This is a genomic window from Leifsonia sp. RCC_180, assembly GCF_058138205.1.
In genome coordinates this window covers 1,630,603-1,651,264 of the sequence record NZ_CP200340.1, presented here as the reverse complement: position 1 = coordinate 1,651,264, position 20,662 = coordinate 1,630,603, and the positions used below count along the sequence as shown (strand labels likewise).

Here is a 20,662-nt window from a genome sequence, read left to right as displayed (position 1 = left end):
TCGACCGGCAAGACTGGCCGGGCTCCCCGGAAAGGACCCGCCATGAAACGACGACGTCGCGAGGGCCCCGGCCTCGGAGCCTCGCTCGCGCTGCTGGTGCAACTGAAGCGGCACGACCTCCTGAAGGTGTCCGAGTCTGTCGCCGATCGCTACGGAAAGCTGGTGCACATCCGTCTCTTCCACAAGCACCTGTTCTTCGCCAGTGATCCCGAAGCCATCGCCCTCATCCTCGAGGACCGTGAGCGGGTCTACGACAAGATCGACACCCGCTCGACGATCCACCACATCGCCGGCAACTCGCTCAACACGCTTCGTCGCGACCAGGGGTGGGCGGACAAGCAGGGTCTGTTCGACCGGCACGTCTCGACGGATCGCCGGACAGAACGGATCACCGAGCGCGCCCTGCACGACATGCTCGAGCGATGGGATGCGGCGGCGGAGTCAGGCGGCACAGTGGACGCGAGCATCGACCTGCTGAGGCTTTCCACCTCGATCGCCAGCGAGAACTTCTTTCACCAGTCCATCGGCGATCTGGATTTCGACGCCCTGGACCGGCACAAGTACGCGGTGGTCACAGCGATGCTCAGGCGGCAGTTCGCGCTCATCCGGGTGCCGATGCGGCTGAATCCGAAGCTCGTGCGTGCTCTCCGGTTCCGCGACGGACTGGTGAAGCGGGTCCTGGAGAGGCACCTGGAGCTCCGCGAGCGGCCGGACAGCTATGTGGAGGATCTGGTTCAGCGAGAGGGCATCCGCCGAGCCGACCGTCGTGCGATCGCACTCCTGCGCGGAGAGATCCTGAGCGCGCTCTACCTGGCGAGCGATCCCTTCGACAAGCTGTTGTCGAAGGCGCTCTACTTCCTCGCCACTCATCCCGACCAGGCTCGGGCGGTCCGCGCGGAGGTGGAGCAGTTGGAGGGGAGTGCAGGCCTCACGTTGCGCTCCGCCTCCCGCTTGGACGGCGTGAGGCGCTTCCTGCTCGAGGTGCTTCGGCTGAAGACCCCGTACGCAGTGATCGGCCGGGAGGCCCTGGCGGAGCACCAGCTGGATGACCGGCGCATTCCGAAAGGGAGCCTGTTCGCGATCATGCCGCTGGTCGTTCACAAGGACCCGGATTTCTGGGAGCGCCCGTCGGAGTTCGACCCGTCCCGGTTCGAGGGGATGGCCGTCGGCGCCGCGAAACACTTCATCCCGTTCTCGACGGGAGATCGCCGCTGCCCCGGACAGGGCTTCGCACTGCGTCAGGCGATGTACCTGTTGGCGCGCATCGTGCTCGCCTACGACATACAGCCGGTGGAAGGGTTCGATTACGGCGATATGTTCGTCGGGGTCCTCTCCTCAAAGAACCACTACCGGTTCCGGCTCGCTCCCATCTCTGAGCTGAAACGGCGAATGTAACAAATAGGTTTCCGCTCTTGCGCCTCATTTGTTCGTAAGCTTTACTAACAAACATGACGACGACCGAGGTGCAGAGCAGCACCGGGGGACTGACCCCGGGCCGCGTGCTCCGTCCGCGCGCCAAAGTGCTTCCGGAGCACGCCCGCAGCCACAACCGGTCGCTCGTCCTGCAGACGCTGTACCGTTCGGGGCAACGGAGCAGGGCCGACCTGGCACGGGAGACCGGGCTGACGCGCGTCACCGTCTCAGATCTTGTCGCCGAACTCCTGGCAGAGGGTCTCGTCATCGAGCTGGGCCAGCGCGAATCGGCGCGGCCCGGCAAGCCCGCCGTGCTGCTCGACATCGACCGTGCGGCCCACCAGATCATCGGTGTCGACCTCAGCGACCACGATCGTTTCCGCGGCGCCGTCATGAACCTCGACGGCGACATCCTGGCCCGCGCCGAGGTGATGCTCGCCGACGGTGAAGCGGCCGATCCCGGCGCTGTCGACCCCGCCACAGGCGACGCCGCAGCCGCCAAGGTGGACGCGCTCGTCGACCGGCTGGTCGCTGCCGCCACTGCGCCGATCCTCGGCATCGGCGTCGGATCGCCCGGTGTCGTCGACCTGGCCGGCACCATCCTCACCGCGCCGAACCTCGGCTGGCTGGACCTGCCGCTCCAGCAGCAGCTGGCCTCCCGCACCGGACGCCCGGTCGTGGTCGCGAACGATGCCAACGTCGCAGCCCTCGCGGAGCACACCTACGGCGACGCGGAGGGCGACATGATGCTCATCCGCATCGGCCACGGCATCGGCGCCGGCCTCCTCGTCGCGGGCGCTCTCGTCTACGGCAGCCACTTCGCCGCCGGCGAGATCGGGCAGGTCATGGTCGGCACCGACCTGGGCCTGGAGGCGACGTACAGCCGGGATCAGGTGCTCGAGCACTGGCTGAGCGTCCCGCAGCTGCAGCGCGGCATCCAGCAGGCGCAGGCCGACGGTGTGGATGCGACGCCCATCCTGCGCGAAGCCGGCCAGCGCCTCGGGATCGCGCTCGCGCCCGTCGTGGGCGCGCTCAACCTGTCGGAGATCGTGCTCAGCGGCCCGACCGAACTGCTCGACGGTCCCCTCGCCGAGGCGACCGTCCACACGCTCCGGAACCGGACGATGGCCGAGAACCACGCCGATCTGTCCCTCCGGATGACCACGCAGGGGCAGGACATCGTCCTCCGCGGCGCGGCCGTACTCGTCCTCTCCGGACAACTCGGGGTCTCTTAACACAGCACCACCCGAATCAACGACCCCTGCACCGACGGTGTCTGCACCCGCACACACCGACATTCACGAAAGGAACCAGCAATGAAGAGAAAGCTCGTCGGCCTCGCCGCTGTGGCAACAGCTTCCGCTCTCGTGCTCGCCGGATGCGCCTCGGGAGGCTCCACCGGAGCCAGCACCGACGGCAAGGGCAAGACGGTCACCCTGTGGCTCGTCGGCTCCGACACTCCGGATGCACTCCGCACCTACCTGAAGACGGAGTTCAACAAGGAGACCGGCGCGAACCTGAAGATCGAGCAGCAGGACTGGGGCGACATCGTCACCAAGCTCACCACCGCGCTGCCCGACGCCAACAACACGCCGGACGTGACGGAGATGGGCAACACCCAGTCGCCGACCTTCACGAACGTCGGGGCGTTCCTCGACATCTCCGACATGTACAAGGACCTCGGCGGGAGCGACCTGCTCCAGTCGTTCGTCGAGGCCGGCAAGGTGGACGGCAAGAACTACACGCTGCCGTACTACTTCGGATCGCGCTACATGTTCTACCGCAAGGACGTCTACCAGGCGGCCGGCGTGAGCGTCCCCACGACGCTCGACCAGTTCAACACGGGCGTGACGGACATCACGGCCAAGAACCCGAAGGGGATCGCCAACTTCTCCGGCTTCTTCCTCGGCGGGCAGGACTGGCGCGACGGCATCTCGTGGATCTTCGCCAACGGCGGTGACATCGCCAAGAAGGACGGCGACAAGTGGAAGGCCACCCTCGAGTCCGAGGACTCGCTGAAGGGCCTCCAGCAGCTGCAGGACCTGTACAAGAACGCATCCAAGGCGCCGAACGATGCCAAGGACTCGAACCAGTACATCTACCTCAACGACACCGACCAGACGCTCGACGCCGACGGCAACAAGACGGGTGACACCTCTCTCGCCGCCGCCACCATCATGGCTCCGGGATGGGCGCACTGGTCGATCGGCGACCTCGGGAAGGGCGACGACGGCAAGCCGACCCGCACCTGGAACGACGCCACCTTCGGCACCTTCGTCCTCCCGGGCAACGACGGGAAGCCGGCCCCGGTGTTCGCGGGCGGCTCCAACATCGGCATCTCGGCGAAGACCAAGGAGCCGGGTCTGTCGAAGACCCTCCTGAAGATCATGTTCTCCAAGGAGTACCAGGAGATGCTGGGCAAGAACGGCCTCGGCCCGGCGAACTCGAAGTACACCTCCTCGCTCGGTGACGACCAGTTCGCCAAGGCGCTCATCGAGTCGGCCTCCAACTCCAAGCTGACCCCGGCCGCACCCGGTTGGGCGTCGGTCGAGGCGGGCAACGTGATGGAGGAGTTCTTCTCGAAGATCCGTGACGCCGCGGACCTGAAGGCACTGGCGCAGGAGTACGACAAGAAGATCGACGCGCTGCTCAACGTCAAGAGCTAGCTCGTCAACCTGATTGACGCAACACGCCGTGCCGGAACGCACCGGCGCGGCGTGTTGCGTCAACTCGACCACAATCACGGAAGGAGGCCGTACGTGACCGCCACCGAGGACACCCGCATCGCCGTGGCCCCGCCGCACATCCCGAAGCGGGACGCCCAGCGCCGCCGCCGGGGGAAGCTCACGCCGTACACGCTGCTGCTGCCGGCCATCATCATCCTGCTCGTCGCGCTCGGCTACCCGATCGTGTGGCAGCTCGTCACCTCGATGCAGCACTTCGGCCTCGCCCAGCAGTTCGGCAAGCCGGCCGAGTTCGTCTGGTTCGAGAACTACATCACCCTGTTCACCGACTCCTACACGTGGGTGGTCGTCGGGCGCTCCATCGCCTTCTGCCTGGTGACGGCCCTCGTCACCGTCGTCATCGGCATCGGCATGGCGCTGCTCATGAACGCGGTGAACAAGGCCGTCCGCATCATCCTGCAGGTCTCGCTGCTGCTCGCCTGGGCGATGCCCGTGGTCGCGGCGATGACGGTCTGGAACTGGCTCTTCGACTGGCGCCGCGGCGTCGTCAACTACACCCTCACCTCGTGGGGGCTCGACTTCCAGGACCACAACTGGCTGCAGAACCCGCTCTCGTTCTTCTTCGTCGCGATGGTCATCGTGACGTGGATGAGCGTCCCCTTCGTCGCCTTCTCGGTGTACGCCGGTCTGACACAGGTGTCGACCGAGGTCGTGGAGGCCGCGCAGATGGACGGGGCGCGCGGCTGGCAGCGACTGCGCTACATCATCCTGCCGATCATCCGGCCGGTGCTCGGGATCGTGCTGCTGCTGCAGATCATCTGGGACCTCCGCGTGTTCGCCCAGATCAAGCTGCTGCAGGACAAGGGCTCCATCGCCAGCGAGACGAACCTGCTCGGCACCTACATCTACCAGCTCGGCGTCGGCTCGAGCGACTTCGCGATGGCCAGCGCCGTCAGCGTCTTCGTGCTCGTGCTCACCATCGCACTCAGCTGGTTCTACGTGCGCTCCCTGCTCAAGGAGGACGAATCGTGACCGCCGCCACCCCGCTCCGCAAATCTGGCACCCGACCGCCTGCCGTGAAGGAGCGCCCGCGTATCCGTCGCCGCATCCGCCCGTCCCGTGTCCTCCTCGGCGCGCTCGCCGTCGTGCTCGCCCTGATCTGGGTGTTCCCGGTCTACTGGATGGTGAACTCGTCGCTGCTGCCGAACGTGCTCCTGCAGAACTCGACGCCCACCTGGCTGCCGTTCGGCGGCTCGTTCGACAACTTCTCGGCCGTCGTCGATGGCGGCACGTTCTTCCCGGCGCTCGGGATGAGCGTCGCCGTCGCGCTGATCACGGTGGTCTGCTGCCTGGCGTTCGCCTTCCTCGCCGCCCTCGCCATCAGCCGGTTCCGCTTCCGCGGGCGGCGGTCGTTCGTGCTCGCGGTGCTGCTCATCCAGATGCTTCCGGCGGAAGGCCTCTTCATCGCGCAGTACAAGCTGATGGGCACGCTCGGGCTGCTGAACACGGTCATCGGCGTCAGCATCCTGTACATCGCCGCTGTCGTGCCCTTCACGATCTGGATGCTGCGCGGTTTCGTCGCCGGCATCCCGGCGGACCTCGAAGAGGCCGCGATGGTGGACGGCCTCAGCCGAACGCAGGCGTTCCTGCGGATCACCTTCCCGCTGCTGGCGCCCGGACTCGTCGCCTCGGGCGTCTACGCCTTCCTGCAGGCCTGGAACGAGTTCACGGTCGCGCTCGTCATCCTGCCGCAGTCGAGCAGTGCGACCCTTCCGCTGTGGCTGCGCGGGTTCGTGCAGCAGTCCGCCTCCCGGGCGACCGACTGGGGTCAGGTCATGGCGGCGTCGACGCTTGTCGCCGTCCCGGTGATCATCTTCTTCCTCATCGTGCAGGGCCGGATGACGAGTGGCCTGGTCAGCGGGGCGGTGAAGGGGTGAGCGGCGCGTCCCTCGCCGACACCGCCGTCATCGATCCGGACCTGCGCCGCAGCATCGCTGCGACCCTGCTCCCAGGGTTCCTCGGGACGACGCTGCCCGGGTGGCTGGAGGCGCGGCTCCGCGGCGGTCTCGGCGGAGTGTGCCTGTTCGGCCAGAACATCGTCTCGGCCGACCAGCTGCGCACCCTCACCGACGCGATCTACGCGGCGAACCCTGACGCGATCGTCGCTATCGACGAGGAGGGAGGCGACGTCACCCGGCTGTACTACGGGAGCGGATCGCCGTACCCGGGCAACGCCATCCTCGGCCGGCTCGGCGACGCCGAATACACGCAGCGCGTCGCTCAGCGGGTGGGGGAGGAGCTGCGCGGGGCCGGGGTGAACCTCGACTTCGCGCCCGACATCGACATCAACTCCAACCCGGACAACCCGGTGATCGGCGTCCGCAGCTTCGGCACCTCGCCCGCGGTGGTGGCCGAGCACGGGGCGGCGTGGACGCGCGGACTGCAGTCCGCGGGCGTCGCCGTCGCCGCGAAGCACTTTCCCGGCCACGGCGACACCGGCACGGACTCACACCTCGAGCTGCCCGTGGTCGACCTGTCGGCCGAGCAACTGCGCGAGCGCGAGCTGGTGCCGTTCCTCGCCGTCATCGAGGCCGGGGCGCGCGCCGTGATGACCTCGCACATCCTGCTGCCGCAGCTCGACGCGGTGCTTCCCGCGACGCTCAGCCCGGCGATCATCCAGGGGATGCTGCGCGGCGAGCTGGGATTCGACGGCGTCGTCGTCAGCGATGCGCTCGACATGCACGGTGCGAGCGGGGAGCGCGGCATTCCGGAGGCGGCCGTTCTGGCGCTCGCGGCCGGCTGCGACCTGCTCTGCATCGGCACCGAGAACACCGACGAGCAGCTGGCCACCATCGAGAATGCGATCGCCGCCGCCATCACCTCCCGCCGCCTCGCTCCTGCCCGCGTCGCCGCCGCCGCCTCCCGCGTCCTCACCCTCGCCCGCTCACTCACCCCACCCATCGATTCCTCGAAAAGTGACTCCGACACGCCGTCGGAGAACGGACTTTCCGAGGAAGCGGTGGTTTGGGAGGGGGATGTGGCGGCGGTCGGGCGGGCTTTTGAGGTCAGTGCGTACGCGAAGGAGTGGTTGGGGGAGCACGGCGGGGGACGATACTCGGTGGTGCGCATCGATACGGTTGCGAACATCGCGGTCGGGACAGCGCCCTGGGGACCGTTCGCCGAGGTGGAGGCCGACCCGGCGAGCCCGTGGGCGGCAGCGTTCAGCGCCAACCCGGCGGTCCTCTTCACCGAGGACGACCATCCCGACCTCGTGCTCGCCGCGCAGTCGCCGGTCCTCGTCATCGGCAGGGACAACCACCGGCACGTATTCGCGCGCGCCGCGATCGACCGCCTCCGGGCCGAGCGGGAGCGCGTGCTCGTCGTCGACATGGGCTGGCCGAGCGACGACCGCGCCTACGCCGACATCGCCACCTTCGGCGCCTCGCGGCTGGTCGGCCGCGCGCTGCTGGAACTGCTCGGGCGCCGCTCGTGAGACTCGGCATCGACATCGGCGGAACCAAGACCGACGCGGTCGCCGTCGATGACCTGGGCGCGCTCGCGCAGCGTGTCCGGCTGGCCACCGGGTTCGGCGACGCAGCCGTCGTCGAGACGGCCGTCACGGCGGTCGCTCGCATCGGCGAGCTCACCGGCCTCGCGCCCGGCGGCTTCCAGTCCATCGGCATCGGTGTGCCCGGGATGGTCGACACCGCATCCGGCCACGTCGCTCACGCCGTCAACCTGGGGCTTGAGCGACTCGAACTCGGCGGGATGCTCGCCGGCCGGCTGGGGGTCGGCGTCCGCGTCGAGAACGACGTGAAGGCCGCGGCCCTCGGTGCCTATCACCTGCTCGGGCTGAGTGGCACGATGGCGTTCCTCAATCTCGGCACCGGCATGGCCGCCGGCATCGTCGTCGACGGCCGGCTGTGGCGCGGGAGCACGGGCATCGCCGGCGAGATCGGCCACCTGCCGGTCGACCCGAACGGAGCCCTCTGCGCCTGCGGACAGCGGGGCTGCCTCGAGACGGTCGCCAGTGGCTCGGGCGTCGCACGGCAGTGGCCGACCGATGACCCGCTACCCGTTCGCGCTCTCTTTGCAGCGGCCGCCGCCGGCGACCCCGAAGCCCGGGCGATCACGGCTAGGCTGGCTGCGGGCATCGCCTCCGCGGTGCGCGTCCTCGTGCTCACCGTCGATGTCGGCACCGTCGTCATCGGCGGCGGACTGAGCCACCTGGGGTCGCGCCTGCTGGGTGGCGTCCACGAGGTGCTGCACGACTGGGAGCGCACGTCGCCGTTCCTGGCGTCGCTCGACCTTCCCGCCCGGGTGCGCCTCGTTCCGGAAGGCACCCCCGTCGCGGCCCTGGGCGCGGCGCTCGTAGGAGAGAACTGATGGCCGAAATCGTCGTCGTCCGCGACCAGGACGCCGCGGGCGACCTCGCCGCGCGCAGCATCCTGGACCTCATCGCCGCGAAACCCGAGGCGGTGCTGGGGCTCGCCACCGGCTCCACCCCGCTGGCGGTCTACCGGGCCCTGGAGCGCGGCATCCGCGAACGCGGTGTGGATGTCTCCCACGTCCGCGGCTACGCCCTCGACGAGTACGTGGGCCTGCCCGCGGGCCACCCCGAGTCGTACCGCGCTGTCATCACCCGCGAAGTGGTGGAGCCGCTGGGCCTGACGCCGTCGCTCATCCACGTGCCGAACGGGTCGCTGGAGGGCATCGAGCACGCCGGCACCGACTACGAGAAGGCCATCGCCGAGTCCGGCGGAGTGGATGTTCAGCTGCTCGGCATCGGGACGGACGGCCACATCGGCTTCAACGAGCCCGGCTCATCGTTCGCCTCGATCACCCGCGTGAAGACGCTGACCGAGCAGACACGCAAGGACAACGCCCGCTTCTTCGACTCCGAGGACGACGTGCCCATGCACTGCATCACGCAGGGGCTGTCCACCATCCTGAAAGCCCGCCACCTGATGCTGCTGGCGTTCGGTGAGGGCAAGGCGGAGGCTCTGGCCGGCGCGGTCGAAGGGCCGGTGTCGGCCTCGAACCCGGGCTCGGCCATCCAGCTGCACCCGCACGTCACGGTGCTCGTCGATGAAGCGGCCGCGTCGCGGCTGAAGAACATCGACTACTACCGCTACGCCTACGCCAACAAGCCCGCCTGGCAGACGCTGTAGCGGCCACGAGTGGTGACATCATGTCGCCACTCGGCCGCGATTCGCGCAACGACTCACCGCTCGGCGGCTGGGGATCGCGTCAGCTGAGGACGGCGCCGTCGGCGACCACCGTGGTCACGCGCCAGTCGTGGTCGAGCAGCACCGCGTCGGCCACGTACCCGGTGTGCAGCCGGCCGAGGCGGTGGCTTTCGCCGAGCACCCGCGCCGGCGTGCGGGTCAGGGCCGCGACGGCGTGGACGGGGTCCACTCCGGCGCGCGTCACCGCGTTGCGGAGCGCCGCATCCTGCGTCAAGGTCGAGCCGGCGATCGTGTTGGTGCCGGACAGCAGCGCGAGCCCGTCGTGCACGGTGACGTTGAGGTCGCCGAGACGGTAGTTTCCGTCGCTCGCGCCCGCGGCCGCCATTGCGTCGGTCACCAGGGCGACGCGGTCCGGCGCCTCGCGGAACAGCATGGCCGCGACGGTGGGATGCACGTGCAGCCCGTCGAGGATGAGTTCGAGCGTCACCTCGGAGTTGTCGATGGCCGCGAGCACCGGCCCCGGCGCGCGGTGATGGATGCCGGGCATCGCGTTGAACGCGTGCGTCAGCAGGTGCGCTCCGACCTCGAAAGCGCGGGCCGCTAGGTCGTAGTCGGCCGTCGTGTGCCCCACGCCGACGACCGCGCCCGCCTCGATCAGCACGCCGATCGCCTCGAGCGCATTAGGCAACTCCGGGGCGATGGTCGCGGTGCGCAGGGTGCCGCGCGCTGCGGCGATCAGCTGCTCGACGGCCTCGGGCTCCGGGTCGCGGAGGAAGCGCGCGTCGTGCGCGCCACGCCGCTCTGGAGCGAGGAACGGACCCTCCAGGTGCGAGCCGAGCACGAGCGGGTCGGTGGCGGCGAGTTCGGCGACGACGCCGAGGCTCTCGCGCAGCGACGCCAGCGGGTTCGCGACGTGCGAGATGAGTGAGCGCGTGGTCCCGTGGGCACGGTGAGTGGCGAGTGCCGCGCGCATCTGCTCGATGCCGTCGTCGTACGGATGGCCGCCTCCGCCGTGGCAGTGCAGGTCGATGAAGCCGGGGGTCAGCCAGTGCCCCTTCGCGTCGATGACACGGGCGTCTGCGTTGTCGCGGGCCGCCTCGCGCCAGCTCGCGCCGGTGCCGGTCGCGGTGATGTGCGCGCCGTCGGTGACCAGCCAGAAGTCGTCGACCAGGCCCTCCGCATCCACTTTGCGGGCACTGTGGACGACGAGGCCGGTCATGAGAACTCGCGCCGGCCGTTGAGGACGCCGCTGATCGTCGCGATCACGGCGAAGACGATCGCCACGACGGGCTGCCCGAGGTCCCACCAGGCGAAAGCGGCCGACCCCATCACGACGATCTCGACGATCGCCTTGACGAACGGGTCGACGTGCAGCACCGCCCGGGGCGAGCGGAACAGCGCCCACAGCAGGATCGCGATGACCGGCGCACCGATGCCGACCACGATGTTCCAGGGCAGCGGCCAGGCCAGGAAGCCCCAGATGCCGAGCGACACGATGGCGACCAGCTCCAGGACGAAGCGCAGGATGTCGTTCGGCCCGACGCTCGGGCGGGCGTGCTGTTCGGGTGCGGATGTCACCACAGCAGACTACGCGACCGTCAGCGGAAGATGATGGTGCGGGCGCCGTCGAGCAGCACCCGGTCTTCGGCGAACCACTTCACCGCCTGGGTGAGCGTGCGGCTCTCCTCGTCCTGACCGATCGCGACCAGCTCCTGCACCGTGTTGCTGTGATCGACCCGCACGACGTTCTGCTCGATGATCGGCCCCTCGTCGAGGTCGCTGGTGACGAAGTGGGCGGTCGCGCCGATCAGCTTGACTCCGCGCGCGTGGGCCTGCCGGTACGGGTTCGCGCCTTTGAAGCCGGGGAGGAAGGAGTGGTGGATGTTGATCGCCCGGCCCGCGAGCCGCTGGCACAGCTCGGGCGAAAGGATCTGCATGTAGCGGGCGAGGACCACGAGCTCGATGTCGTGCTCCTCAACCGCGTCGAGGATGCGCGCCTCGAACGCCTCCTTCGACTCGGGCCCGGTGACTGTCCGGGCTTCGAACGGCACGCCATAGAAGCCGGCGAGGTCGCTCAACGTGTCGTGGTTGGACAGCACCAGCGGGATCTCGACCGGCAGCTGTCCCGCCCGCTGCCGGAACAGCAGGTCGTTGAGACAGTGGGCCGCTTTAGAGACCAGGACGAGCGTCCGCAGTGGGCGACCGACGTTGTCGACGCGGTGCGTCATCCCGAACGTCTCGACGACGGGGGCGAGGGCCCGCTCGAACTCGTCGCGACCTGCCGCCGACTCCACCTGCAGCCGCATGAAGAAGCGACCGGTGTCGGTGCTCGCGAACTGCTGGCTCTCGGTGATGTTGCCGCGGGCGGCGACGATCGCGCCGCTGACGGCGTGCACGATCCCGGGGCGGTCGGCGCAGCTGAAGGTGAGCACCCAGTGATTGGAGGGGGAGGAGTCGGTCACCAGATCAGGGTAGCGGTCGCCGTGCTAGGCTGACGTGATATGCAAAATATGTCTGCATTAGGAGGCCTCCCATGAAACAGATGATGGTGACCGTCGGCATCGACGAAGACATCTACGAAGCGATTGGTCGACTGGCGGAGCACTCCCGCCGCACGGTGATCGAAGAGCTGCAATACGTGATCGGCCAGGCCGCCGTGGGACAGCCCGTCGATCCTCGACCCGGTGTTCGCAAGATCGGGATGGTGGAGTACGTCCGCAACCGGGTTGAAGCGCTCGATCAGTGATTGTCCTGGATACGAATGTGGTCTCCGAAATGCTCCAGCCGTGGCCGAATCCTCGGGTGATCGCATGGCTAGACTCCCGACTGGAGTCGGAGTTATACATCTCCACGGTCACCGTCGCAGAAATGCTCACAGGAGCGAATCGGATGGATGACAGCCCGAAATCCGAGAACCGCGCGAATGTCATCCTCGAACTGCTGGACCGGTTTCGGCCACGGACTCTTCCCTTTGGCATGCTGGCGGCGTCGGAGTGCGCCAACATCACCTCGCTCCGCTTTTCGGCGGGACGTCCTATCGGAAGCGGTCGCGACGCGTGACAAAGACTTCATCGATGTGGGGATCCCCGTCGTGAACCCGTGGTCGGCCTGACGGCGCGGCTGTTGACGCGCGCACGCACGGTGGACCACGATCGGTGCATGACCAGCACCGGTGAGGATGCGCCCGATACCCGTACGAGCGCAGCGTCCGCCTTCAACGTCGAGCTGAACGGGCTCAACACCATCCACGAGAGCGAGAGGAAGGGGCGGCCGCGCGACCTGTTCTGGCCGTGGTTCGGCGCGAACGTCTCGGTGTTCGGGCTCAGCTACGGCTCGTTCCTGCTCGGGTTCGGGATCTCGTTCTGGCAGGCGACGATCGTCGGCGTGGTCGGCATCGTCGCGTCGTTCCTGCTCTGCGGCGTGATCTCCCTCGCCGGGAAGCGCGGGTCGGCCCCGACGATGGTGCTCAGCCGGGCGATGTTCGGGGTGGAGGGCAACCGCGTCCCCTCGCTGCTGTCGTGGCTGCTGACGGTCGGCTGGGAGACGGTGCTCGTGTCGCTCGCGGCCCTGGCCACCGCGACCGTGTTCGAGCAGCTCGGCTGGGAAGGCGGCGTCGTCACCAAGCTCGTCGCCCTCATCGTCGTGGTCGCCCTCGTCATCGTCGGCGGCGTGATCGGGTTCAACCTCATCATGCGCATGCAGATGATCATCACGATCGTGACCGGTGTGCTCACCGTCGTCTATATCCTGCTCGTCCTGAATCACATCGATCTCGGCGCCGTGGCCGCGTTGCCCGCAGGCGACGCGCCGCACGTCATCGGCGGCTTCGTGTTCATGCTGACGGGCTTCGGACTCGGCTGGGTGAACGCCGCCGCCGACTACTCGCGCTACCTGCCCCGGAGCTCCCGCAGCGGTGGGGTCGTCGGCTGGACGACCTTCGGCTCGTCGCTCGCTCCGGTGATCCTGCTGATCTTCGGTGTGCTGCTCGCCGGGTCGTCCTCGAAGCTCAGCGACGCGATCGCCTCCGACCCGATCGGTGCGCTCGCCTCGCTGCTGCCCACGTGGTTCCTGGTGCCGTTCGTGATCGTCGCCGTGCTCGGGCTCGTCGGCGGTGCGGTGCTCGACATCTACTCGTCCGGGCTCGCCCTGCTGAGCGTGGGCGTGCGCGTGCCGCGCTACGTCGCGGCCCTGATCGACGGCGTGATCATGACGGCAGGCGCCATCTACGTCGTGTTCTTCGCCACCGACTTCCTGGTGCCGTTCCAGGGGTTCCTCATCACGCTCGGCGTTCCGATCGCCGCCTGGTGCGGCATCTTCATCGCCGACATCCAACTGCGCCGCCGTGACTACGCAGAAGCAGAGTTGTACGACCGCCGCGGACGCTACGGCGCGGTGCGCTGGCTGCCCATCGCGCTCATCGTCATCGGCACCGCGATCGGCTGGGGCCTGGTCACGAACGGCTCGGCGCCGTGGCTCACCTGGCAGGGTTACCTGCTCGGGCCGATCGGCGGCAAGGAGGGCGACTGGGCGTTCGCCAATCTCGGAGTGCTGGTCGCGCTCGTGATCGGCTACCTGGGAACGCTGCTCTTCTCCCGCGCCGCGGTCCGCCGCCAGGAGGAGCTGCCGCTGGCGGCCGCTGAGCCGACGGCTAGCACCGGAACCGTGCCGCGGTGAGCGACCCCGTCCTCGTCGTCATCGACATGCAGCAGGTGTTCGGCAACCCTGCAAGCCAGTGGTTCACCCCGCGCTTCTCGGAGGCGGAGGCCGTGATCGCGGAGCTGGTGCCCTCGTTCGGCCGCCGCGTGATCTTCACGCGGTTCATCGCGCCCGAGCGTCCGGAAGGCGCCTGGGTGCCGTACTACGAGCAGTGGCCGTTCGCGCTGGTGCCGGCGGACGACCCGATCTACGACCTCGTCCTCCCTTTCCGCGACACCGGTCACCCGGTCGTCAGCGAACCCACCTTCGGCAAGTGGGGTCCCGACCTCCGCGAGGCTTTGGGCGGCGCTCAGGATGTGGTGCTCGCCGGGGTCTCGACCGACTGCTGCGTGCTCAGCACGGCACTCGGCGCAGCAGATGCCGGGGTGCGCATCCGAGTCGCCGCTGACGCCTGCGCGGGGCTTTCGGACGCCGACCATCAGCGGGCCCTCGACGCCATGGCCCTGTACGCTCCGCTGATCGAAATCACGGACAGCTCTTCCGTACTCAGGGACCTGCCGTAGAATCGACCCTGGTCGGCGGTTCCCGCACGGCCCTGGGCGCGCACATGGGCGCGTAGTCGACCCGCCATTCCTTCCCGGTTCCACCCGGTCCGCCGCATCCTGCGCGGAATGGCCGGGGAACGCCGTCCGTTGGACGAATCCGTATGACAATCACTTCGCCGACTCCGGCGCGCGTCGCGCCGAAATTCCCGTGGGTGGGCCTCATCGCGCTCGCCGCGGCCACCTTCCTCTCGGTCACGAGCGAGATGATCCCCACCGGCCTGCTGCCGGACATGAGCGCGTCGCTCGGGGTGAGCGAGGCCCAGATCGGGCTCCTCGTCACCGTGTTCGCCTTCACCGTCGTGGTCACGAGCACGCCGCTCACCGCGCTCACCCGCCGCTGGCCGCGGCACGGGCTGCTCATCGGCATCCTCGTCGTGCTCGGCATCTCGAATGCCCTCACAGCGATCGCGCCGGACTACGCCTTCGTCGTCGGTTCGCGCGTGCTCGGCGGTGTCGCCCACGGCATGTTCTGGTCGATCGTCGGCGCGTACGCCGGCCACCTGGTGCCCAAGGAGCAGATCGGCCGGGCCGTGTCGATCACGCTGGGCGGCGGCACGCTCGCGTTCATCTTCGGCGTGCCGCTCGGCACGTTCGCCGGCCACGTCTTCGGCTGGCGCCTGTCGTTCGCGCTGCTCGCCGCGCTCATGGTCGTGGGCGCCGTCGTGGTGTGGAAGCTGCTTCCCACGGTTGAGCGCGACGCGGATGCGGGCGGGCGCCGCCGAGACCGCTCGGCTCCCCGCCAGAAGGACCGCACCATCCCGGCCGTCATCATGGTCTGCCTGATCGCGGCAGTCACGATGGTCGGGCACTACGCGTTCTACACGTTCGTGGTGCCGTTCTTGACCGGCCCGATGGGCATCCCGTCGGGCAACGTCGGGGCGCTGCTGTTCCTGTACGGCATCGCGGGGGCGGTCGGTCTCATCCTGGCCGGCTCGGTCTTCGGGCCGCGCCCGCAGCTCGGGCTGATCCTGGCCCTGCTTGTGACCGGCGTAGCGGTGGCTGCGCTCGCCGTGATCGCCGCGCAGCCCATCCCGGCTCTTATCGCGTTCATGCTGTGGGGGCTCGCCTTCGGCGCTCTGCCGCCGCTGCTGCAGACCCGTCTGCTGCACACGTCGTCTCCGGCTTTCCGCGACACCGCGAGTGCGCTCTACACGACCTCCTTCAACGTGGGGATCGGCGGGGGAGCCCTGGTCGGATCGCTCGTCTACGACGCGGGCGGTCTGATGCTGCTGCCGTGGTGCTACGTCGGACTGCTGCTGGTGTCGGTCGTCCTGGTGGCGGTCGTCGGCCGGATGACGCGCAGGCGCGCGCTCTAGGCGACCGGATCTAGGCGACCGGCTCGATCCGGAAGCGGAACTCGCGGCCCTGCCGGAACGGCTCGACGAACTCGAAATTCTCGAACGAGGGGCCGCCGGGGATGGTGGCGGTGCTCGCCCAGTACGCCGCCCGCGCGTTGACGAGCGCTCGCAGTCGCGGGTCGGGATCGGCGGCGATCCAGGTCTGCACGGCGCGGTGACCCGAGTACTTCCAGTGCTCGGCGACGTCCGCGTCGTAGACGGCCGCTTCCGGGGCCGCCTCGTCCGTCGTCGCGGACACCTCGACCTCGCCAGCCGGGTTCCTCGGAAGACGGTCCAGCGCGAACTCGGCGTGCTCGGCGAAGTGGGCGCCGGTGAAGCCGGGCCATAGTTCGGCCGGCGTGACGGTCGCGTCGGCCAGCCCGAGCCGGCGCAGGCGCGCGTAGTTGCCCATCGTCGCTGTGACGACGAAGTACTCGAGTGGCGCCGAGCCGGGCAGGGCGAGCGTCGCCAGGGCCACCTCGTGCGGCCGATCGCTCCGGAACCGGACCCGCACGGCCACCTCGGCGCCGTTCTCGAACCGCTCCGAGAGGATGTGCACGGTGAGCGTCTCGACGCCATCCACCAGCTCCACCACACCCTGAGCTGGGGACAGCGGATCCTGCGGGCCGGTCTCGCTGAGATCGTCGGCGCTCCAGAAGCGCTTGCCGGGCGCGTCGTCGAGCGCGCTGTGTTCGAGCTCCGAATAGCCGCGGTCGGTCGCTCCCGCAGGGATCGGCTCCAGCGCGATGAAATTGAGCAGACGATCCCGCGGGTGGCCGAGGTAGGGAGCGAAGATCCTGAGCAGACCGCGCGGACCCGGCAGTGGATGAAGACCCACCTGAATGCCGTCGCGGTGTCCCCAGCGCGGCTCAGCGGCCGGCTCGGCGGAGGTCGTAGCGGCCGGGCGCAGCCAGGTCTGCCGGTGCGGGGATGTCTCGGTGCGGCTCATCGGCGAGCTCCTTCCTCGGCGCCGCACGGCGCGGCGGCGTCGCCCGATACTGTAGCGCGAAAGGCTCAGACGTGAAATCGGTTTCTGGCAATCAGTCACTGTGATCGCGGCCATTTCCTGGCGTTTGGCATGGCCTCTTGACGAAACCGATTTCTTGCGATCTACTGATAGCCATCGATTCCGGGGCGGAATCGGCACTCGACGGAGAGGACCACCGTGACATCGCGCCAGCCGATCGGCACCCGCACCCGCCGGGGTGCGGCGGTGGCGACGGCGGCTCTCCTCTCCACGGTCGTTCTCGCGGGCTGCACGTCCGCCTCGGCGGCTCGGCTCGATGTCTCGCACAAGCCCTTCGTTCTGTCGGCGGTGACCGGTGTGAAGCGGGTGGCGCAGCTCACCGGGCATGATTCTCTCAACTCCACGGCCCGGTTCGAAATCGCGGGCCAGGACCTCGGTTCGATGTTCCAGGCCGACGGCAAGACGTGGTTCGTCTTCGGCGACACGTTCGGCCAGCGCGACGCCGGTCTGACCGGTGGAGGCGGCACCGAGTGGCGCTCGAATGCGCTGGCCTACTCCACCGACACGGATCCCTCCGACGGCATCCGCTTCGACGGGTACATCGCCGACGATCTCGGCTGGGCGAAGGAACTGATCGACAGCAAGAAAGTCGACGGCACCGAGATGACCGCCATCCCGACCTACGGTTTCGAGGCGAACGGCGCGATGTACCTGGCGTATATGTCCGTCAAGCACTGGGGCGAGCCCGGCGAGTGGGAGACCAACTACGCCGGCTTCGCCCGCTCGACCGACGGCGGCCAGACCTGGACCAAGCTCGACGCCCCGCGCTGGGGCGGCGAGAGCAACTTCGTCCAGGTGAGCGTGTCCAAGCTCGACGGCGACCTGTACTTCTGGGGCGTCACCCACGGCCGCTTCGGCGGCGTGCAGCTGATGACGGTGCCCGAGAAGGATGTGGAGAAGCAGTCGGCGTACCGGTACTTCTCCGGGACCGCAGCGGACGGCTCTCCGCGGTGGAGCTCGACCGCATCCGACGCCAAGACCATCGTGGACGACACGGTCGGCGAGCTGTCGGTCGTCTGGAACGACTACCTCTCGCGCTGGATCATGAGCTACACCGACGGCGGCGCCGAGAGCGCGGTCATCCGCGAGGGAGCGACGCCGTGGGGACCGTGGGGCGAGAAGATCACCCTCGCATCCCAGGACGAGGTTCCGGGCCTCTACGCCCCGTTCCTCTCCCCGAATCTCACCGCGGACGGCGGGCGCACGATCTACTTCACGCTCTCCGTCTGGGACCCCTACAACGTCTATTGGTACAAGGCCGACCTGGTCCGCCGATAGCCCACCACCCCGGCTCGATGACGAGCCGCATCACGAGGAGGAACAACACATGCACAAGAGGCACAGCAGGCTGCTGTTCGCAGTGGCCGCCACGGTCGCGGCCAGCCTCGTCCTCGCCGGCTGTTCCGGCGCGGGCGGAGGCGCCAAGACCGAGAACGGCAAGACGGTCGTGACTTTCTGGCAGCAGAAGTTCGAGGACTACCAGCAGGCCTGGTTCAAGAAGTACGTGGACAAGTACAACGCGTCCCAGGACAAGGTGAAGATCGACTACCAGGTCGTCCCGGCCGACACCTGGCCGCAGAAGCTGAAGGCCGCGCAGGCGGCGGGGAAGTCGCCGGACGTCGCGACGACCAACTACGGCAACATCGCCGCCGGTGTCGCGAACGGCCAGTTCGCCGACCTCGACGGGCTCATCCCGGCGAAGGCGTTCGACGACATCAAGGACAACGTCAAGAGCTTCGTCACCATCGGCGGCAAGCACTACGCCTACCCGATGCTCGTCGAGCCGTCGACCGTGCTGTACTACCGCACGGACCTCGCCCAGGCCGCCGGCCTCGACCCGGCGAACCCGCCCAAGACGTGGGATGAGCTGCTCGAGTGGGCCAAGAAGCTCACCTCCGGCGACACGAAGGGCATGACCATCGCCTCGGTGGCGGCCGACCTCGGCTGGTCGAGCTGGGGCCTGCAGTACAGCGCCTGCGGCCACCTGCCCGTCAACGAGGACTGGTCGAAGGCGGAGGCCACCGACCCCTGCTTCGCCAAACTCGCCGACTTCTACAAGTCGCTCTACCAGGGCGGCCTCATGCCCCAGCAGCCGAAGGTCGGCTACGCGGACGCGACGCCGTACGGTCAGGGCGAGGTCGCGATGATGGCGGACGGCTCGTGGGCCGTCGGCCAGCTGAAGAACGACTTCCCCGACATGGTCGCCAAGACCGCCGTCGCTCCGTTCCCGTCGATGTCCGGCTCACCCGACAAGACGACGGCGACCCTCGGTGGATGGACGCTGACCGTCGACGGAAAGTCGAAGGCGAAGCAGCAGGCGGCCGACTTCATCAAGTACCTGCTCGCGGGCGACCCCGCCATCATGGCCGACTTCTTCAAGACCAGCGGCTACTCCAAGTACACCGTCCGGACCTCGGTCGACGACGCCCTCGCCGACACTCCGGAGGCGCACAACGATCCGTTCATGAAGATCATCTCGGACCAGATCGTCCCCAACGGCAAGCAGGAGCCCTCCTACCCGTGGGACATCTCGCTCGCCTTCGGGACGGCGCTCGAGTCCGCGATGAAGGGAAGCGCCGACGTGCCGACCTCGCTGAAGACGGCTGACGACGCTATCAACGACGTCATCCAGAAGCAGTCGCTCGCCGGGACGGCGCCCAAGAAGTAGTCACGAGTACCCGGTGCCCGGCGACGTCCCCCGCGTCGCCGGGCACCGGCCAGCCGAGGGGATCTCCCGTGTCAGTTCTCAATCCCGCCGGCGAGGTTCAGACCCCGCCGGCCGAAGCCCTGGTGATCGCGGATGCCGCCGACGGCACCACCACCAGGCGCAGGCGCCGCCGGGAGACCGTGCAGCCTGTCGCCAAGCACCTCCGCGACAACAGGACGGCGTACCTGATGATCGCGCCGATGGTGATCCTGCTCACCATCTTCGTCATCTGGCCGCTCATCTACTCCGTCTACCTGAGCACGTTCAAGATCAGCTTCTACAAGGATCCGGAGTTCGTCGGCCTGCAGTTCTACCAGTACGTCCTGGTCAGTCCGCGGTTCTGGAAGTCCATCGGCGTCGGCCTGTATTACGCCGTGCTGGTGGTGCCGACAGGGCTCATCCTGGCGCTGCTGCTGGCGAGCTTCATCAAGACGCTGAGCAAGAAGGCGGCGTCCTTCATGAAGACGACGGTCTACCTGCCTGCGGTCGTCTCCACCGTCGTCGCGTCCGTCCTATTCGTGTTCATCTACCAGGACCAGGGAGTGGCGAACTGGCTGCTCAGCCTTCTGAACGCCGGACCGGTCGCCTGGCTGAACGACCCGGCCACGGCCCTCCCCGCCATCGCCATCCCCGGCATCTGGCTGGGCTTCGGCGTCACGACGCTCATCCTCCTGGCGGGGCTGCTCGACATCCCGGACAGCTACTACGAGTCGGCACAGCTGGATGGGGCCAACTTCTTCCAGCGGACCTGGTTCATCACCATCCCGCTGCTGAAGAACGTCTTCCTGTACCTCATCGTCACGGGATTCACCCTGGCGATCCAGATGCTCGACCTGCCCCTGATCATGACCGGCGGCGGCCCGGTCGACGCGACCACGACACCGAACCTGTTCATCTTCAACAGCTTCCGCGATCTCACGCCGTACGCGACCAGCTTCTCGCTCACCGCGGCGCTGCTGCTGTTCGTCGTGCTCGGCGCGATCTCGATCGTCGTGTTCAGGCTCATCAACTCCGACAAAGCAGTCGACGGATAGCGGGAGAGAA

General features: G+C 68.2%; 20 protein-coding genes. 16 read left to right on the top strand and 4 right to left on the bottom strand.

Annotated features, from left to right (window positions below; genetic code table 11):
* The first annotated feature begins 42 nt into the window (after positions 1 to 42).
* The 8 genes from AB7E03_RS08155 (at position 43) to nagB (ending at position 9,268) form a co-directional block, all read left to right on the top strand.
* Positions 43 to 1,395 carry a cytochrome P450 gene (locus AB7E03_RS08155; protein ID WP_489940880.1) on the top strand — a complete coding sequence of 451 codons (1,353 nt, stop codon included), beginning with the start codon at positions 43 to 45 and terminating at the stop codon, positions 1,393 to 1,395.
* Positions 1,396 to 1,448: 53 nt separating this feature from the next.
* Positions 1,449 to 2,648 carry an ROK family transcriptional regulator gene (locus AB7E03_RS08150; protein WP_489940878.1) on the top strand — a complete coding sequence of 400 codons (1,200 nt, stop codon included), beginning with the start codon at positions 1,449 to 1,451 and terminating at the stop codon, positions 2,646 to 2,648.
* An 81-nt stretch (positions 2,649 to 2,729) separates the two neighbouring features.
* Positions 2,730 to 4,079, top strand: a complete 1,350-nt coding sequence (locus tag AB7E03_RS08145; RefSeq protein WP_441781417.1) for an extracellular solute-binding protein — start codon at positions 2,730 to 2,732, stop codon at positions 4,077 to 4,079.
* A 93-nt stretch (positions 4,080 to 4,172) separates the two neighbouring features.
* On the top strand, positions 4,173 to 5,129 hold the full coding sequence (locus AB7E03_RS08140; protein ID WP_489940876.1) for a carbohydrate ABC transporter permease: 957 nt from the start codon (positions 4,173 to 4,175) through the stop codon (positions 5,127 to 5,129).
* Positions 5,123 to 6,034, top strand: coding sequence for a carbohydrate ABC transporter permease (locus tag AB7E03_RS08135; protein ID WP_489942886.1), 912 nt, complete (start codon positions 5,123 to 5,125; stop codon positions 6,032 to 6,034). The genes AB7E03_RS08140 and AB7E03_RS08135 overlap by 7 nt, the downstream gene beginning before the upstream one ends.
* Positions 6,031 to 7,590 carry a glycoside hydrolase family 3 protein gene (locus tag AB7E03_RS08130; protein ID WP_489940874.1) on the top strand — a complete coding sequence of 520 codons (1,560 nt, stop codon included), beginning with the start codon at positions 6,031 to 6,033 and terminating at the stop codon, positions 7,588 to 7,590. Before AB7E03_RS08135 ends, AB7E03_RS08130 begins: the two co-directional genes overlap by 4 nt.
* The gene (locus AB7E03_RS08125; protein ID WP_489940872.1) at positions 7,587 to 8,483 is read left to right on the top strand and encodes an ROK family protein; all 897 of its coding nucleotides are present in this window, start codon (positions 7,587 to 7,589) and stop codon (positions 8,481 to 8,483) included. Before AB7E03_RS08130 ends, AB7E03_RS08125 begins: the two co-directional genes overlap by 4 nt.
* The gene (nagB, locus tag AB7E03_RS08120) at positions 8,483 to 9,268 is read left to right on the top strand and encodes a glucosamine-6-phosphate deaminase (RefSeq protein WP_489940870.1); all 786 of its coding nucleotides are present in this window, start codon (positions 8,483 to 8,485) and stop codon (positions 9,266 to 9,268) included. Before AB7E03_RS08125 ends, nagB begins: the two co-directional genes overlap by 1 nt.
* A 79-nt stretch (positions 9,269 to 9,347) precedes the next feature.
* Here the strand turns inward: nagB and nagA are convergent, their stop codons facing one another.
* Genes nagA through purU form a run of 3 tightly spaced genes read right to left on the bottom strand, consistent with a single transcriptional unit; the run spans position 9,348 to position 11,748 of the window.
* Positions 9,348 to 10,505 (bottom strand): N-acetylglucosamine-6-phosphate deacetylase, encoded by a 1,158-nt coding sequence (nagA, locus tag AB7E03_RS08115; protein WP_489940868.1) that lies wholly within the window; start codon positions 10,503 to 10,505, stop codon positions 9,348 to 9,350.
* Complete coding sequence (locus AB7E03_RS08110) at positions 10,502 to 10,864, bottom strand: YrdB family protein (RefSeq protein ID WP_489940866.1); 363 nt, start codon at positions 10,862 to 10,864, stop codon at positions 10,502 to 10,504. Before AB7E03_RS08110 ends, nagA begins: the two co-directional genes overlap by 4 nt.
* Positions 10,865 to 10,884: 20 nt before the next feature.
* A complete protein-coding gene (gene purU / locus AB7E03_RS08105; protein WP_489940864.1) occupies positions 10,885 to 11,748 on the bottom strand; it encodes a formyltetrahydrofolate deformylase in 864 nt (287 codons plus the stop codon).
* 71 nt (positions 11,749 to 11,819) lie between these two features.
* Between purU and AB7E03_RS08100 the strand changes: the two genes are divergently transcribed.
* The 5 genes from AB7E03_RS08100 (at position 11,820) to AB7E03_RS08080 (ending at position 15,863) form a co-directional block, all read left to right on the top strand.
* The gene (locus AB7E03_RS08100; RefSeq protein ID WP_489940862.1) at positions 11,820 to 12,032 is read left to right on the top strand and encodes a hypothetical protein; all 213 of its coding nucleotides are present in this window, start codon (positions 11,820 to 11,822) and stop codon (positions 12,030 to 12,032) included.
* A 29-nt stretch (positions 12,033 to 12,061) separates the two neighbouring features.
* A complete protein-coding gene (locus tag AB7E03_RS08095) occupies positions 12,062 to 12,346 on the top strand; it encodes a PIN domain-containing protein (RefSeq protein ID WP_489942885.1) in 285 nt (94 codons plus the stop codon).
* 99 nt (positions 12,347 to 12,445) lie between these two features.
* A complete protein-coding gene (locus AB7E03_RS08090; protein WP_489940860.1) occupies positions 12,446 to 13,960 on the top strand; it encodes a purine-cytosine permease family protein in 1,515 nt (504 codons plus the stop codon).
* A complete protein-coding gene (locus AB7E03_RS08085; RefSeq protein WP_489940858.1) occupies positions 13,957 to 14,505 on the top strand; it encodes a cysteine hydrolase family protein in 549 nt (182 codons plus the stop codon). Before AB7E03_RS08090 ends, AB7E03_RS08085 begins: the two co-directional genes overlap by 4 nt.
* 143 nt (positions 14,506 to 14,648) lie before the next feature.
* Positions 14,649 to 15,863, top strand: a complete 1,215-nt coding sequence (locus tag AB7E03_RS08080) for an MFS transporter (RefSeq protein WP_489940856.1) — start codon at positions 14,649 to 14,651, stop codon at positions 15,861 to 15,863.
* 10 nt (positions 15,864 to 15,873) lie between these two features.
* Here AB7E03_RS08080 and AB7E03_RS08075 read toward each other — a convergent pair whose 3' ends face one another.
* Positions 15,874 to 16,833 carry a hypothetical protein gene (locus tag AB7E03_RS08075; RefSeq protein ID WP_489940854.1) on the bottom strand — a complete coding sequence of 320 codons (960 nt, stop codon included), beginning with the start codon at positions 16,831 to 16,833 and terminating at the stop codon, positions 15,874 to 15,876.
* 216 nt (positions 16,834 to 17,049) lie between these two features.
* On the opposite strand from AB7E03_RS08075, the gene AB7E03_RS08070 reads away from it, so the two are divergent.
* The 3 genes from AB7E03_RS08070 (at position 17,050) to AB7E03_RS08060 (ending at position 20,652) form a co-directional block, all read left to right on the top strand.
* On the top strand, positions 17,050 to 18,189 hold the full coding sequence (locus AB7E03_RS08070) for a glycoside hydrolase family 183 protein (protein ID WP_489940852.1): 1,140 nt from the start codon (positions 17,050 to 17,052) through the stop codon (positions 18,187 to 18,189).
* Between the two features lie 49 nt (positions 18,190 to 18,238).
* Positions 18,239 to 19,579: an ABC transporter substrate-binding protein gene (locus AB7E03_RS08065; protein ID WP_489940850.1), complete on the top strand. Its 1,341-nt coding sequence runs from the start codon at positions 18,239 to 18,241 to the stop codon at positions 19,577 to 19,579.
* A gap of 68 nt (positions 19,580 to 19,647) precedes the next feature.
* On the top strand, positions 19,648 to 20,652 hold the full coding sequence (locus AB7E03_RS08060) for a carbohydrate ABC transporter permease (protein WP_489940848.1): 1,005 nt from the start codon (positions 19,648 to 19,650) through the stop codon (positions 20,650 to 20,652).
* Positions 20,653 to 20,662: the final 10 nt, after the last annotated feature.